We start from the raw sequence: 14,253 nt of genomic DNA on the forward strand, positions 1-14,253 counted from the left end.
CCGGGCCCGAACCGACCGGGCCCGAACCGACCGGGCCCGAACCGACCGGGCCCGAACCGACCGGGCCCGAACCGACCGGGCCCGAACCGACCGGGCCCGAACCGACCGGGTCCCAGCCGGCCGGGCCCGAGCCGGCTGGATCGCGCTAGGCGCCCTGCCCGGCGTGCGGACCGGCAGGCCTGCCCGCCGCGCCGGACCGCGCGGCCGGGTCGGCGTCAGGCGAGGAGGATGCCGGTCATCAGCACCCCCCGGGCCAGGTTCAGCACCTCCTCGCAGCCGGGATAGCCGACCCGGGCCAGCGCCCCGGAACCGGTGCGGCCGAACAGGTACGGCGCGAGGCTGTACGGGACCTCGGCGCTGACCGTCTCGCCCGTCTCGATCTGCACGAAGTCCATCGAGACCCGGTCCGCCTCGTGGTAGCGCTGCAGGATGTGGCCACCCGCGTCGATCGCGGCGCGCACGCCGTCCTCCCAGGCCACCGCGCCCAGCTCCCGGCCGATGAGCACCCCGTGCCCGGCCGAGCCGCCGGCCGGCTTGGCCACCAGGTCGGCCTGCTCGGCCAGCGCCCGGTCGAGCTGGTCGGCGGTGAGCGCCACGGTGTGCGGGACGTACCGGCGGATCAGCGCCCGGTCGGTGGCCGGCAGCAGGTCGAGGTCGGCCCAGAGCCAGGCGAAGTTCAGCTTGTTGCTGAGCAGCCAGGCGGCGGTGCTGACGAACATCGGCAGGGTGCCCGCGGCCAGCGCGCCGGCGACCGCGTCCAGGCCGGCGCTGGGGGTGACCCGGTTGGGCACGAAGAGCCGGAACAGCGCGTCCACCGGGGCGCCGCCGACGACGAGCCGCCGCCGCTCGTCCAGGGTGGCCGAGGCGACGGGTGCGATGACCAGGTCGATGCCGAACCGCTTCGCCTGGTCGGCGAGCGGGGAGAGGATCCGGATGAAGGTCTCCGGGTCGTCCAGGCCGGGGTAGTCGGCTTCGAAGTCCATCAGCAGCGCCACCCGCGTCCCGTCGGCCAGGTCGAGGGTGTCGCGGATGGCCACGAAGCGCTGGTCCAGCAGGGACGGCGCGGGCCGCAGCCCGTCCAGCAGGCCCTGGGCCCGGTAGAGGTCGGCGTACCGGTAGATCACCGTGTCGGCGTCGAAGCCGCCGCCGAGGCTGCTGTCGATGTTGTACTCGACGATGCACGGCACGCCACCGGAGTAGAGCACGTCCGGCCGGTACGCGGCGAGCAGTCCCTCGTGCAGCGGCTCGTCCTCGTCGAGCAGCTGGGTCTCCCCCACCGGCACGTCGAGCAGCCGGCGCAGCTCCCCGGCGGTGCGGGCCCGGCGCCGGCAGGCCTCGAGGATGAGCTGGGCGATCCGGTCGCAGACCTCGTTCAGCTCGCGGAACGCGTCGGCGGTGAGCACCGGCGGGCGGGCCAGCCGCCACTGCTTGTTGTAGGTGGCCCGCCCGTGGAAGATCTTCTCCCAGGCGGCGGCGCCGGCGGCGACCATCCCGGTGCGGGTCGGCTCGGGCAGGTCGGCCCACGCCTGGCCGAGCGGGGGCCACCGGTAGTCAGGGTCGATCATGATCCGTCCTTCAGGCAGAGGTGGATGGCGGCGGTGAGCTGGTCCCGGCCGGGCTGCACGGCCCGGTCCAGGGCGGGCGCGAACGGCAGCACGGCGCCGTCGGGGCGGGTGACCCGCCGGGGCGGCGCGGCCAGCCGGACCCGCTCGACCACGGTGGCGATGATCTCCCCGGCGATCCCGCAGGACCGGTTGGAGTCGTCCACCACCACCAGACGGCCGGTGCGGGAGACCGACGCCAGCAGGCCGTCCCAGTCGAACGGGTACACGGTGCGCGGGTCGAAGACCTCCACCGACGCCTGGCCGGCAAGCTCCTCGGCGACCGCCAGCGCGTCGTGCACCAGGTGCCCGACGGCGACCACGGTGAGGTCCGAGCCGGGCCGGCGTACCACGCCCCGCCCGAGCGGCACCGGGTCGAACGCGGTGACGTCGGCCCGCACCTCCATCGCCCCGGCGGGGGCGAAGACCACCACCGGGTCGTCGCAGCGGATCGCCGACACCAGCAGCCCGTACGCGTCGGCCGGGGTGGCCGGCACCACCGTGGTCACCCCGGCGTGGGCGAAGAGGCTGTACGGGTGGTCGGAGTGCTGCCCGGCCCAGCCGGTACGGGACCCGGAGCCCGGCACCAGATAGGTGACCGGCACCGCGCACTGCCCCCCGGTCATCAGTGGGAACTTGTGCGCGTGGTTGACGATCTGCTCGAAGACCAGGAAGAGCAGCGACGGGATCTGGAACTCGATGACCGGGCGGGCCCCGGCCAGCGCGGCGCCGGTGGCGAAGCTGGTGAACGCCTGCTCCGACAGCGGGGTGTCGAGGACCCGGTCCGGGCCGAACCGCTTCAGCAGCCCCGAGGTGACGTTCGCGGCGGCCACCCGGATGTCCTCGCCGAGCAGGAAGACCGACCCGTCGCGGGTCATCTCGTCGGCGAGCGCCCGGGTGAGCGCCCGGCGGTAGGAGAGCCGGGGCATCAGCCACCTCCGGTGCGGGCGGTGCGGCCACTGGCGTACAGGTGGTCCAGCGCGGACGCCGGGTCCGGGTGCGGCCCGGCCAGCGCGAAGTCGACGGCCGCGGCCAGTTCCGCCTCGACGGCGGCGTCCACCTCGGCCCGGACCGGGGCGGGCAGCCGGGCGCCCTGGATGTCGACCGGGTCGCGGGAACGGCCGGCGGCGACCTCCTCGGGCGGGCGGTAGTCCAGGCGTACCTGATGTTCGAAGGTGTGATGGGCGTCGAAGCGGTAGGTGTGCGCCTCGACGAGTTCGGGGCCGCCGCCGGCGCGCATCCGGGCCACGGCGGCGGCCGTCACGTCGCGTACCGCCTCGGGGTCCTGGCCGTCGACGGCGGCCGCCGGCATGCCGAAGGCGGCGGCGCGGCCGGCGATGCTGCCGGCGACCGCGCCGGCGACCGGCATGGTGGTGGCGTAGCCGTTGTTCTCGCAGACGAACAGCACCGGCACCCGCCAGAGCGCGGCCAGGTTGAACGCTTCCAGGAGCATCCCCTCGTTGACCGCGCCGTCGCCGAAGAAGGTCGCCCCGACCACGTCGTCGCCGCGCCGCCGGCGCGCCCACACCGCTCCGGTGAGGATCGCGCCGGCGGCCCCGACGATGGCGTTGGCGCCGAGCACCCCGACGCCGAAGTCGGCGGCGTGCATCGACCCGCCCCGGCCCCGGTTGAGCCCGGTGACCCGGCCGCAGAGCTCGGCGAGCATCCGGGCCGGGTCGGCGCCCTTGGCGAGCACGTGGCCGTGCCCGCGGTGGGTGCCGGTCACCAGGTCCTCGTCGCGCAGCGCGGCGCAGACCCCGGCGGCGATCCCCTCCTGCCCGAGGTACGGGTGGATGCCGCCGACGATCTCCCCGGCGCGCACCAGGTCGATGGCGCGCTCCTCGAAGCGGCGGATCAGCCGTACCGTGCGGTAGAGCCGGACCGGGTCGACGTCGGTCACGTCGGGCGCCCCGCCTTGGCGGCACGGCGCCAGATGACCGGGCAGAAGTCGGGGTCCGCGTAGTCCGGCCGCCCCTGCGGGGTGCGACGGACCAGCACGTCGTGGTTGTACGCGGCGAGCGTGCCGTCGGAGAGCGGATACTCCCGCCAGGCGTTGCCGCCGTCCTGCAGGTGCAGCGAGACGGCCCGCCGGGGGCGGCCGCTGACGTTCGCGCCGCTGCCGTGGTAGATGCGGCAGTGGTGGAAGCTCATGTGTCCCTTGGGGATCACCATGGGGATCTTGCGGATCTCCGCGCCGTTGTGCGCGGCGTTCTCCGCGAGCATCACCTCGAGCTGGTCGCGGTCCCGGTCGGCGAAGTGCCGGACCACGGTGTCGTCGGCGCCGATCTCCTGCCAGCGGTGCGACCCGTCGACCATGGTGATGGTGCCCATCTCCTCCCCGCAGTCGTGGAAGGGGATGAACGCGGTGAGCATCTCCGTCGAGCTGGACGACGCCCAGTAGTGCTTGTCGAAGTGCCAGGGCACGATGTTGGACGGCTCGCCGGAGATCGGCGGCTTCCAGATCAGGGTGGACTGGAAGACCCGGATCTCGTCGGCCCGGGCCAGCCGGGCGGCGACCGCCCCGATCAGCGGCTTGCGCAGGATCCGGCCGATGACGTCGTGCTCGTAGTGCACGTAGTCGTTGTGCCGCTGCACGTCGCCCCGGCTCGGGTCCCAGTAGGCCAGGCGCGCGGGCCGGACCGGCAGGTGGCGGTCGCGCTCGCCGGCGTAGTAGCGGTCGGTGGCCGCGACGAGTTCGTCCACCTCCGCGTCGGTGAGCAGCTTCTTCGACAGGTACCAGCCGTGCTCGGCGTAGTGGCGCAGGTCCGCCTCGGAGGGCAGCAGCGCCTCCTCCTCGGCGGTCAGTGTCGGATGTGTGGTGGTCATGCCCCAGCCCCTCCTGCCGTGCCGGCCGCGACGGTGGGGGTCGCCCCCGCCGCGGCCAGTTCGCGTTCCTTGGCCTCGTAGAGCGCCTTGATGTTGCCGCTGCCGAAGGTGCGCGCCCCGCGCCGCTCGATGAGTTCGAGGAAGAGGGTGCGGCGCACGTGCATCGACTCGGTGAAGATCTGCAACAGCTGGCCGCCGTGGTCGGAGTCGACCAGGATGCTCAGGTCGCGCAGCCGGTCCAGCGGCGCGTCGATCTTGCCGACCCGCGCCTCCAGGTCGTCGTAGTAGGTGGCCGGCGTGCCGGCGAAGCGGACACCCCGGCCGGCGAGGGCGCCGACGGCGGTGACGATGTCGTCGGTGCGCAGCCCGAGGTGCTGCACCCCGGCGCCGGCGTGCCAGCGCAGGAAGTCCTCGATCTGGCCGGGCCGGGCGCCGGTGTCCGGCTCCAGCAGCACCAGCGTGACCCGCTCGGACGGGCTCTGCACCACCTTGGAGTTCATCGCCTGCCCGGCGACCTCGATGTGCTCGGTGAAGATCTGGGCGAAGCCGAAGACCTTCTCGTAGTGCCCGACCGTCTCGTCGAGCTGGCCGGGCGGCACGCAGACCGCCAGGTGGTCGATCTCGGCCAGCAGGTCGTCGCCGGCGCCGGCGGGCAGCGCCTCGATCACCCCGGGCAGGAACGCGTCCCGGTCGCCGCGCCGCTCGACGAGGCGGTGCAGCACGTCGCCGAAGCCGCCGACCTCGGCGACCACCACCTCGGCGTCCGCGCCGGTCCAGGTCCGCGGTGGGGTCACCCCGGTCGCCCCCCGGGCCACCAGCTCCGCGTACGCCCCGGCGGCGTCGTCGACCTCCAGGGCGAGCACCGCGATGCCGTCGCCGTGCCGTTGCACGTACGCCGACGCCGGGTGCTCGGCGGTCAGGCCCGAGGTGAGCAGCATCCGGATCCCGCCCTGGGCCAGCAGCAGCGAGCGTTGGTCGGCCAGCCCGGTCTCCGGTCCGCCCTGGCCGCGCGGCCGGAAACCGACCGCGGTGCCGAAGTAGAAGGCGGCCTGCCGGGCGTCCCCCACGTACAGTTCGACATGATCTATGCCGTTGATGTGCATCTTTCCCTTCCCCTTTTCCCCCCGTGCCTGGCGTCCGGGCGCACCGCGCCCGGGGAGCCTCGGATCACCTCCCCGATCCGTTGTCGTGCGGTGCCGTCGTGGCGGCGGCTCGCCGGCGCAGCAGCAGGCTGACGTTCTGCCCGCCGAAGCCGAACGAGTTGGTCAGCGCGTGCTCGGCCCGCGTCGCCCGGGGCGCGGCGCGGACGTGGTCCGCCACGCACTCCGGGTCCGGGTCGTCGAGGTGGTACGTGGGCGGCAGCAGGCCGCGGCCGAGGGCGAGCGCGGTGGCCGCCGCCTCGAGCACCCCCGAGGCGCCGAGCAGGTGCCCGGTGAGCCCCTTGGTGGAGCTGACCGGCACCCCGCCCACCCCGAACACCTCGGCCAGCGCCGTGGTCTCGGCGATGTCGCCGAGCTTCGTGCCGGTGCCGTGGGCGTTGACGTAACCGACCTGGGCCGGCTCCACCCCGGCGCTGGCCAGCGCGCGGCGCATGCACGCGGCCGCACCGGCGCCGTCCGGGCGGGGCGCCGTCGGGTGGTACGCGTCGGTGTTCGCGCCGTACCCGGCGACCTCGGCGTAGCCGGTGACGCCGCGGGCCGCGGCGTGCTCGGCGCGTTCCAGCACCAGCAGCGCCGCGCCCTCGGCGAGGACGAAGCCGTTGCGCCGCTTGTCGAACGGGCGGCTCGCCTCGGCCGGGTCGGCCCAGCCCCGGGCCAGGGCCCGGGCGTTGCCGAAGGTGTCGGCGAAGGTCGGGAAGAGCGGCGCCTCGCTCGCCCCGCAGAGCACCACGTCGGCCTCGCCGGTCCGGATGAGGCGTACCCCGTCGGCCACCGCCTGGGCGCCGGAGGCGCAGGCCGTACCGACCGACGAGCTGTAGCCGCGGATGCCGTGGGCGATGGCGATCCGCGCCGACGGCATGTTCGGCAGGATCCCGGTGAGCAGGTACGGGCTGACCGCGGCCCGCCCCCGGGCGGCCCGCGCCAGGACCTGGCTCTCCAGGGTGGACATGCCGCCCACCCCGCCGACGATCACCCCGATCCGGTCGGGGTCGACGTCGCGCCCGACCTCGATGCCGGCGTCGCTGAGCGCCTCGGCGGCGGTGAGCAGGGCCAGCAGCACGATCCGGTCGAGGATCTTCGTCTCCGGGCCGGAGGCGACGCTGCGCGGGTCCACCTCCGGCAGCACCCCGGCCACCTCCAGGCTGCCGGCCACCGGGTGCCCCTCGGGCGGCCGGCGCAGCCCGGAGCGGCCCGAGATCAGCGCGTCGAACGTGTCCGCCACGCCCCGCCCGGCCGGGGTGAACAGGCCCATGCCGGTGATGACGGCGGTCACGACGGCGCCTCGGTCAGGTAGCGCTCGCGCAGCACCACCTTGCGCACCTTGCCGGTGACGGTGACCGGAATGTCGTCGGCGCGTACCGGGACGACCCGGCGCAGCGTGGCGGCCACGTCCGGGCCGAGCGCGGCGCGGATCCGCTCGGTGCGGTCCGCCTCCGGGTCCGCCCCGGCCGCCAACTCCAGCAGCACGTCGGTGGTGACCGTGCCGTCGTCCGCCTTGACGATCACCACCGTGCAGTCGGTCACGTCGGCGCAGGCGGCCAGGACGCGTTCCTCGGACAACGCGGTGAAGAACCACCGCCCGTCCCCCACCTCGACCGAGTCCACCGCCCGGTCCAGGTGGTAGTAGCGCCCCTCCTCGTCGGCGTGGACGAGGTCGCCGGTGAGGTACCAGCCGCGCAGCCGGAACCGGTAGCTGGTGACCGAGTCGTTCCAGTAGCCGCGGAACAGCGACGGCGAGTCGATGCCGAGCCAGCCCACCTGGCCGGGGGGCAGCTCGTTGCCGTCCCGGTCGAGCACCGCCACCCGGGTGAACCGGTACGGGCGGCCGACGCAGCGGCCGTACCGGTCGGTGTCGACGGTGTGCGTGATGTGGAACATCGAGTGCCCCATCTCGCTGGAGCCCAGCCCGTCGATGAAGACCGAGCCGGGCATCCGGGTCACCCCGGCGCGGGTCATCACGTCCCGTGAGCCCACCCGCACCAGCCGCCGTACGTGCGGCTCGTGGGAGCAGTCGCCGGTGTTGAACCACAGCCGCACCGAGTCCAGGTCGTACCCGGACAGGTCGAAACGGGCCAGCTCCGCCCAGGTGACGGAGAAGCCGAACACGCCGTCCGGCCGCCAGCGCTGGATCGCGTCGAGCACCCGCTCGCCGCTCTGCTCGGAGAGCAGGAACATCTCCGCCCGGTTGCCCAGCGCCTGGTTGACCATGAGCACGGTGGCCGTGTGCGGGGCGGGCAGCGCGTTGAGGATCCGGCTGGTGCCCTGCGCCTGCGGCATGGACAGCAGGTGCCGGGTGGCGGCGAAGAGGCTGGCGTGCGAGTGCAGCACCGCCTTCGGCACCCCGGTGGTACCCGAGGTGTGGGTGATGACGATCGGGTCGTCGTCGTGGTGCCGGTAGTGCGGCGGGGCCGCCGCCGGGTCGCCGCCGCCCGCCTCGGCGGGCTCGCCGAGCAGGGGCGCGCCCAGGTCGTGGCCCCGCAGCGCCGCGGCGTGCGCGGCGTCGGCGAGCACCCCGGCGGCGCGCAGCCGGCGGATGTACTCGGCGGCGATCTCCGGCCGGAGCCGGCCGTTCATCAGCGCGGGGATCGCCCCGAGCCGGGCCAGCGCCAGGAACGACAGCACCATGTCGGCGGCCGTGCCGGCCCAGACCGCCACCGGGTCACGCGGCCCGACCCCGCGCTCGTGCAGCCAGGCGGCCCGGGCGCTGACCAGCTCGTCGAGCCGGCCCAGGGTCAGCGAGGTCTCGGCCGGGTGGCCGTCGACCGCGGTGTCGAAGGTGAGTCCCGGCCCGTCCGGGTCGGCGCCGTGGGCCAGCACCCGGGCCAGCACGTTTCCCGCGCCCAGCTCGGTGTCGGCCGCCAGGGCGCCGCGCAGTCCCCTCGTCCTCATTGACGTGTTCCCTCCCCCAGCAGCACCGCGGTCGCCTCGCCCGGCGTACCGTCCGATGCCTGTTCGATCAGGACCAGCAACACCTGCGCGGCGTCGCCGTCGTACAGCAGCAGGTCCGCCTCGGCGGCGCCCTCGTCCCACCCGTCCCCGGTCGGGCTCAGGCACACCACCGGCCCGTCCAGCCCCCAGCGCGCCGCCACGTGCCCGGCCACGCTGTTCGGCACCGACTGGAAGAAGAACAGCGGACCGACCCGGCCACCGGCCGCCACCGTGGCCCGCACGTGCGTGGCGCTGGCCCGGTCGCCGCTGGCGCTGACCAGCAGCACCGCCGTCCGGTTGCCGGCCGGCAGCGGCCCGTCCCCGTACCGCCGGCGCAGGCAGCGGTCGGCGACCGCCACCACCAGCGGCGCGAACCCCGAGTGCACGAAGCCGGGCACCGGCGCCGGCGGACCGTCCCCGCTCTCCGGCCAGCACGCCCGCGCCAGCACGACCCCGGCACCGGACGGCGCCGGCCGGTCCCACCCGACGGGTGCCGCGCCCGGGCCCGGTGGTGGGTGGTCGGCGGCGGTCACGGCGTGCTCACCAGCAGGGCCGTGTTGGCCCCGCCGAACGCGGCGTTCAGGGTGAGCGCGTGCGCCGTGCTGGTCGAGCGGGGCGCGTGCGTCACCACGTCCAGCGGGCAGTTCTCGTCGGGGCCGAGCCAGCCGGCGTTGACCGGCAGCTTGCCGTGCCCGAGCGCGAGCACGGTGACCACCAGTTCGAGCAGCCCGGACGCCTCCAGCGCGTGCCCGTGCACCGCCTTCGTGGAGCTGACCGGGAGCCGCCCGGCCGCCGCGCCGAACACCCGGCCCAGCGCCGCCGCCTCGGCGGCGTCGCTGTACGCGGTGCCCGTGGCGTTGGCGTTGACGTAGCCCACCGCCTCGGGCGGCAGCCCGGCCCGGCGCAGCGCCGCCTCGACGGCCCGGGCCAGACCGAGCCCTCGCGGATCCGGCTGGCACGGGTGGTACGCGTCGCCGGCCCGCCCCCAGCCGGCCACCGTGGCCAGCGTCGGGGCGCCCCGCGCGGCGGCGGCGCGGGCCGCCTCCAGCACCACTGCCACCACCCCGTCGCCGAGCAGCAGCCCCTGCCGGCCGGCGCTGAACGGGCGGACCGCCCCGTCGGCGGCGAGCGCCCGGCCGGCGTCGAATAGCGCGTACTGGTCCGGCTCGACCAGGTAGCCGGCAGCGACCACCACCCGGTCCAGGTCGCCCCGGCCGATCAGGGTCGCGGCGTCGGCCACGGCCGTGCTCGCCGAGACGCAGGCGGTCGTGTAGACCCGGGTGGGCCCGCCCAGGCCGCAGCGGCGGGCCAGGTGGCCGGCGAGCGCCGGCACCTGCGGCCCGGTGTCCCCGTTACCGGGACCGTCCGGCACCGGCAGCGAGGGCGGACCGCCGTGGGTGGCCAGGAACAGCGCCGCGCCGGCCCGGTGCGCCCGGTCCAGGCCCGCCGCCCGGCAGGCGTGGTCGACAGCGTCGGTCAGCTCGTCGGCGAGGGTGCCGACGTCCGGCAGCGTGGCCGCCACGGTGACCCGGCGGCCGGCGGTGTCGAAGCGGCGCACCGGCGTGAACGCCGGGGTGCCGGCGAGCACCCCGGCGAGCAGCGCGTCGGCGCCCCTACCCAGGGCGCTAAGCGCGTGGACGCCGGTGATCCTCAGGTGCTCCCGCTCAGCCATCTGCGGGAACGGTCAGCGAGGTGCGGAACACCGCGAGCGCGTCGTCGACGGTGCGGATGCCGGCGAGCTGGTCGTCGGTCAGCTCCAGTCGACGGTCGTAGCGTTGCTCGACGAGGTGCACGAGCCAGGCCAGCTCCATCGAGCCGACCCGGTCGGACACCTGGTCGACGGGTTTCGCGGTCAGTTCGGCGAGCATGCTCACCAGGTCAGCTCGCCCCAGGTCGGGCTGACCGGTCATCAGGCGATGTCGCTGTTCGCGGCCACCCGGTCGGCGACCATCGTGGTGAACTCGCCGACCGTCATGAGGGCCAGCTTCTCCGACTCGTCGTCGTCGAACTTCAGGCCGTACCGGTCCTCGACGCGGACGGCGAGGTCGGCCAGGGCGAGCGACTCGAGGTCGACGCCGGATGGGCCGAGGGTGGTGTCGTCGTCGACGTCCTCGACGTCGTAGTTCATGTCGGTGAGCTGCTCGATGACGAAGGCGCGGACCTCGTCTCGCATGGCGTTAACCTCTTTCCGTGAACCAGCTACCGGTGCCCGGTCGGGACACCGTGTACGTGTGGACCGGCCGCGCCGTCGGCGACCAGCGGGAGCTGGCGCGACGGCTGCTCAGGCGCGCGGGTGGCGCGTTGCTCGGCCGGCCCGAGGCGGAGATCGGGGTGGGACGGGCACCCGGCGGGCGCCCGGAGGTGTACGCGGCCGGCGGGCGGACGCTGCCGGTCAGCGTCAGCCACGTCGACGGGGTGGTCGTGGTGGCCGCCCGGACGGGCGGACCGGTCGGGGTGGACGTCGAGCGACGCCGGCCGCTGCCCGCCACGCCGCTGGCCCGGCGCTGGTACCACCCGGCCGAGGCGGCCTGGCTGGCCGCCCGGGCCGAGGCCGGCCGGGAGCTGGACTTCCTGCGCCTGTGGACGGCCAAGGAGGCGGTCGGCAAGGCGCTCGGCACCGGGCTGCGCGACGGTGGGTTGCGCCGCCGGATGCCCGCGCCGGACGACGGCGGCGAGCTGCTGCGCCCGGTCCCCGGCTGTCCCGGGGTGCGGGTCGGTCATCCGGCCGGCGGGGCGGGCCTGGTGCTCGCCGTCGCGGTCGCCGGGGCGGCCGGGCCGGTCGAGGTCGCCCTCGCGTAGCGGGCCGGTCATGACGCGGCGTCCCGCAGCGCCGGCGCGGAGCGGACCAGCTTGCCGGTGGTGGTGCGGGGCAACTGGTCGAGCAGGTGCAGGGTGCGGGGCCGTTTGTAGCCGGCCAGCCGCTCGGCGAGCAGCTTGTCCAGGGTGTCCTCGGACAGCGACCCGTCGGTCTGCACGTACCCGGTGATGCCGTCGTCCCAGACCACCACGGCGGCGGTCACCCCGGGCAGCTCGGCGACGGTGGCCTCGACCTCGGTGAGGTCGACCTTCATGCCGCCCACGGAGACCTGCGAGTCGAGCCGACCCTTGATGGTGACGAGCCCGGTGTCCGGGTCGACCACGCCGGCGTCGCGGGTGTGCAGCCAGCCGTCGGCCCAGCGGGTCGGGTCGGCGAGCCCCACGTACGGGTTGGCCGGGCAGCTGACCCACAGCTCGCCGCCGGACTCCCGGACCCGGATGCCGGGCGCGGGGGCGATGGCCGGGCGGTGCGCCCCGTGCAGGTCGGTGCCGATGACGCCGACCTCGGTCATCCCGTACATGTTGCCCAGCGGGACGCCGTAGCGGTCGGTGAAGGCGCCGGCGACGGCGGCCGGGACCAGCTCGCCGCCGGTGGTCATCCGCTTGAGCTGGGGCAGCGGCCCGGACGGCACGGTGGAGGCGAGCAGGCCGATGTGGAACGGCACGCCGAGCACGGTGGCCGGGCTGTCCTGGGCGGCCACCGCGGCGAGGATCGCGTCGCCGCTGAGCCGCTCCGGCGGGCACAGCTCGACGCCGGCGTGCAGCCCGTAGAGCAGGCCGCCGACCAGGCCGAGCACGTGCACCATGGAGGGCAGCAGGATGATCCGCTCGCCGGGCAGCGCGACGCCGTCGATCCGGGTGTAGCGGTGCACCTCGCCGACCAGGTCCTCGGCGGTGCGGCCGATCACCTTGGACGGTCCGGTGGAGCCGGAGCTGAGCTGGATCACCGCGTGCGGGCTGGCGGCCGGGCCGTCGTCGTACGGCGTGACGCCGGCGGTGACGTCCACGAAGATCCGCAGGGCGCCGGCGCCGGCGCGCACCGGCGCGACGACCACCTGCGGGCCGAGCCGGCGCAGGGCCTTGTCGACCTCGTGGTCGGTGAGCCGGTGGTCGAGCAGGATAGCCTGGGCGCCGCTGCGCCAGGTGGCCAGCAGGTGCACCACGTACGCCAGCGACGGGGGCAGCCGCAGCGCGGCGGCGCCGCCGGGGCGCAGGCCGGCCTCGGCCAGCCGGGTCTGCGCCTCGCCGACCATCCGGCGCAGGCCGGCCTTGTCGATCGGCTCGGGCAGGCGCAGACAAATGTCGGTGGGTCGCCCGGTGAACAGGACGTCGTCCACCCAACTCGGCGCTGCCACCGCAGGATCTTCCGGCAAGGGATGTGCTGTCACGAGCCGCCACCGCCCAGCGTGAAAGTGGGCGAAATCCGCCCAACACGTGCGTTCTCCGGGGTGCTGACGGAACCCTACGACGGGTGTTCATGACATCGCTAGATGCAAATGGCTAGATCAAGAAAGGCGGCTGGGTGGATTGCTCAGGCTCGATCGGACAGGCAGGATCGATGGCACGCCGGCTCGGTGGCCCGCCGGCCGCCGGATGCTGCCCCGGCGCGGCGGCCCGATCAGCGTCCGCCCGCCGGCGGGGGTGCCGCGCCGCGGAGGACCACCGCGCTGTTGAAGCCGTCGAAGCCGCGCGCCCCGACCAGGGCGATGCGGCTGCGCGGCGGGCGCGGCCGGCGCAGGAAGGTCAGCTCGCAGCCCGGCGCCGGCTGCTCCGGCCCGGCCGAGGCGGGCAGCAGGCCGCGCTGGAAGGCGAGCAGCGCGGTGGCCGCGTCCAGCGCCGAACCGCCCTGGTGGGCGCGGCCGGTCAGCGGCTTCTGCGTGGTCACCGGCGGGGTGGTCGGGCCGAAGACCGCGCGCAGGGCGGCCGCCTCCGCCCGGTCGTACGCCGGCACGCCGAGCGCGTCCGGCCAGATGACGTCCACGTCGTGCGGGCGGACCGCGGCCCGGTCCAGGGCCAGCCGCAGCGCCCGGGCGTAGTGGGTCGGGTCGGGCTCGCCGTCCGGATCGGTGGGGGCCGCGTCGTGGGTGGCCGCCCAGCCGGTGATCTCCCCGTAGATCCGGGCGCCCCGCGCGAGCGCGTGCCCCAGCTCCTCGACCACGAAGACCGCGCCGCCCTCGGCCGGCACGTAGCCGGTGGCGCCCACGTCGAACGGCCGGTACGCCCGCTCCGGGTCGGCCACGTCGCTGAGCAGTCCCGAGCGGAGCTGGCAGGCCAGCGCGTACGGGCTGAGCGGGCACTCGGTCGCCCCGGCCACCACCAGCGGAGTGCCGCGGCGGATGGTCCGCACCGCGTGGGCGAGGCTGTCCAGCCCGCCGGCCGACTCGGAGACGGTCACCCCGCAGGGCCCCTTGAGCTGGTGCCGGATGGACAGCTGCCCGACGCTGGCCGCGTAGAACCAGGCGATCGACTGGTACGCCCCGACGGTCCGGCTCGGCCCGCCCCAGAGCCGTTGCAGCTCCCGCTGCCCGAACAGGTTCCCACCCGAGGAACTGGCCAGGGTGACCGCCCACTGGTACGGATCGGGCGACTGCTCGGGCAGGCCGGCGTCGGCCAGCGCCAGCCGGGTGGCGGCGAAGCCCAGGTGCGTCCACCGGTCGGTCTGCACCCGCTGCCGGGTGTCGCTGAAGCCGGCCGGGTCGAAGTCGGGCACCTCCCCGGCCACCCGGGTCGGGTAGCCGGCCGGATCGAACAGGGTGATCGGCCCGGTGCGGCGGGTGCCGGCGAGGACCGCGTCCCAGTGCGCGTCGGCGCCGACCCCGGTCGGCGCGACCACCCCGATCCCGGTCACCACGGCCCGCGCCGTCACGGTTCAATCCTGGTTCGCGACTGCGGGGCTCGCAACACCGGCTCACTCCTCGCGC

The 14,253-nt window shown here is 75.3% G+C and carries 14 protein-coding genes; 1 reads left to right on the forward strand and 13 read right to left on the reverse strand.

What is annotated here, in order from left to right; genetic code table 11:
* Positions 1–215: 215 nt before the first annotated feature.
* The 11 genes from AB0I11_RS20030 to AB0I11_RS20080 form a co-directional block, all read right to left on the reverse strand.
* Positions 216–1,565, reverse strand: coding sequence for a hypothetical protein (locus AB0I11_RS20030; RefSeq protein ID WP_357322259.1), 1,350 nt, complete (start codon positions 1,563–1,565; stop codon positions 216–218).
* Positions 1,562–2,530: a transketolase C-terminal domain-containing protein gene (locus AB0I11_RS20035; protein WP_357322262.1), complete on the reverse strand. Its 969-nt coding sequence runs from the start codon at positions 2,528–2,530 to the stop codon at positions 1,562–1,564. Before AB0I11_RS20035 ends, AB0I11_RS20030 begins: the two co-directional genes overlap by 4 nt.
* Entirely contained in the window at positions 2,530–3,501 is a 972-nt protein-coding gene (locus tag AB0I11_RS20040; RefSeq protein ID WP_357322265.1) for a thiamine pyrophosphate-dependent dehydrogenase E1 component subunit alpha, read from the reverse strand. The genes AB0I11_RS20035 and AB0I11_RS20040 overlap by 1 nt, the downstream gene beginning before the upstream one ends.
* Positions 3,498–4,427 carry a phytanoyl-CoA dioxygenase family protein gene (locus AB0I11_RS20045; protein ID WP_357322267.1) on the reverse strand — a complete coding sequence of 310 codons (930 nt, stop codon included), beginning with the start codon at positions 4,425–4,427 and terminating at the stop codon, positions 3,498–3,500. The genes AB0I11_RS20040 and AB0I11_RS20045 overlap by 4 nt, the downstream gene beginning before the upstream one ends.
* The gene (hppD, locus tag AB0I11_RS20050) at positions 4,424–5,530 is read right to left on the reverse strand and encodes a 4-hydroxyphenylpyruvate dioxygenase (protein WP_357322270.1); all 1,107 of its coding nucleotides are present in this window, start codon (positions 5,528–5,530) and stop codon (positions 4,424–4,426) included. Before hppD ends, AB0I11_RS20045 begins: the two co-directional genes overlap by 4 nt.
* A 64-nt stretch (positions 5,531–5,594) precedes the next feature.
* Positions 5,595–6,860, reverse strand: coding sequence for a beta-ketoacyl-[acyl-carrier-protein] synthase family protein (locus AB0I11_RS20055; protein ID WP_357322273.1), 1,266 nt, complete (start codon positions 6,858–6,860; stop codon positions 5,595–5,597).
* Entirely contained in the window at positions 6,857–8,476 is a 1,620-nt protein-coding gene (locus AB0I11_RS20060) for a class I adenylate-forming enzyme family protein (RefSeq protein WP_357322275.1), read from the reverse strand. Before AB0I11_RS20060 ends, AB0I11_RS20055 begins: the two co-directional genes overlap by 4 nt.
* A complete protein-coding gene (locus AB0I11_RS20065) occupies positions 8,473–8,964 on the reverse strand; it encodes a beta-ketoacyl synthase chain length factor (protein ID WP_357322488.1) in 492 nt (163 codons plus the stop codon). The genes AB0I11_RS20060 and AB0I11_RS20065 overlap by 4 nt, the downstream gene beginning before the upstream one ends.
* Before the next feature lie 80 nt (positions 8,965–9,044).
* Positions 9,045–10,187, reverse strand: coding sequence for a beta-ketoacyl synthase N-terminal-like domain-containing protein (locus AB0I11_RS20070; RefSeq protein WP_357322278.1), 1,143 nt, complete (start codon positions 10,185–10,187; stop codon positions 9,045–9,047).
* Positions 10,180–10,425 (reverse strand): hypothetical protein, encoded by a 246-nt coding sequence (locus AB0I11_RS20075; protein ID WP_046570165.1) that lies wholly within the window; start codon positions 10,423–10,425, stop codon positions 10,180–10,182. The genes AB0I11_RS20070 and AB0I11_RS20075 overlap by 8 nt, the downstream gene beginning before the upstream one ends.
* Complete coding sequence (locus AB0I11_RS20080; RefSeq protein ID WP_046570166.1) at positions 10,425–10,688, reverse strand: phosphopantetheine-binding protein; 264 nt, start codon at positions 10,686–10,688, stop codon at positions 10,425–10,427. Before AB0I11_RS20080 ends, AB0I11_RS20075 begins: the two co-directional genes overlap by 1 nt.
* 17 nt (positions 10,689–10,705) lie before the next feature.
* On the opposite strand from AB0I11_RS20080, the gene AB0I11_RS20085 reads away from it, so the two are divergent.
* Positions 10,706–11,314, forward strand: a complete 609-nt coding sequence (locus AB0I11_RS20085) for a 4'-phosphopantetheinyl transferase superfamily protein (RefSeq protein WP_357322282.1) — start codon at positions 10,706–10,708, stop codon at positions 11,312–11,314.
* 8 nt (positions 11,315–11,322) lie between these two features.
* Here the strand turns inward: AB0I11_RS20085 and AB0I11_RS20090 are convergent, their stop codons facing one another.
* On the reverse strand, positions 11,323–12,687 hold the full coding sequence (locus tag AB0I11_RS20090; protein ID WP_357322285.1) for a class I adenylate-forming enzyme family protein: 1,365 nt from the start codon (positions 12,685–12,687) through the stop codon (positions 11,323–11,325).
* 263 nt (positions 12,688–12,950) lie between these two features.
* The gene (locus tag AB0I11_RS20095) at positions 12,951–14,198 is read right to left on the reverse strand and encodes a beta-ketoacyl synthase N-terminal-like domain-containing protein (protein ID WP_357322287.1); all 1,248 of its coding nucleotides are present in this window, start codon (positions 14,196–14,198) and stop codon (positions 12,951–12,953) included.
* Positions 14,199–14,253: the final 55 nt, after the last annotated feature.

The sequence above is a fragment of the Micromonospora sp. NPDC050495 genome, from assembly GCF_040655175.1.
Lineage (GTDB): Bacteria > Actinomycetota > Actinomycetes > Mycobacteriales > Micromonosporaceae > Micromonospora.

What these genes read in the sequence shown, in the direction of transcription:
- AB0I11_RS20045 (WP_357322267.1), bottom strand. Translation starts at nt 4,427, where the DNA reads ATGACCACCACACATCCGACACTGACCGCCGAGGAGGAGGCGCTGCTG.
- AB0I11_RS20035 (WP_357322262.1), bottom strand. Translation starts at nt 2,530, where the DNA reads ATGCCCCGGCTCTCCTACCGCCGGGCGCTCACCCGGGCGCTCGCCGAC.
- AB0I11_RS20060 (WP_357322275.1), bottom strand. Translation starts at nt 8,476, where the DNA reads ATGAGGACGAGGGGACTGCGCGGCGCCCTGGCGGCCGACACCGAGCTG.
- AB0I11_RS20070 (WP_357322278.1), bottom strand. Translation starts at nt 10,187, where the DNA reads ATGGCTGAGCGGGAGCACCTGAGGATCACCGGCGTCCACGCGCTTAGC.
- hppD (WP_357322270.1), bottom strand. Translation starts at nt 5,530, where the DNA reads ATGCACATCAACGGCATAGATCATGTCGAACTGTACGTGGGGGACGCC.
- AB0I11_RS20080 (WP_046570166.1), bottom strand. Translation starts at nt 10,688, where the DNA reads ATGCGAGACGAGGTCCGCGCCTTCGTCATCGAGCAGCTCACCGACATG.
- AB0I11_RS20075 (WP_046570165.1), bottom strand. Translation starts at nt 10,425, where the DNA reads ATGACCGGTCAGCCCGACCTGGGGCGAGCTGACCTGGTGAGCATGCTC.
- AB0I11_RS20030 (WP_357322259.1), bottom strand. Translation starts at nt 1,565, where the DNA reads ATGATCGACCCTGACTACCGGTGGCCCCCGCTCGGCCAGGCGTGGGCC.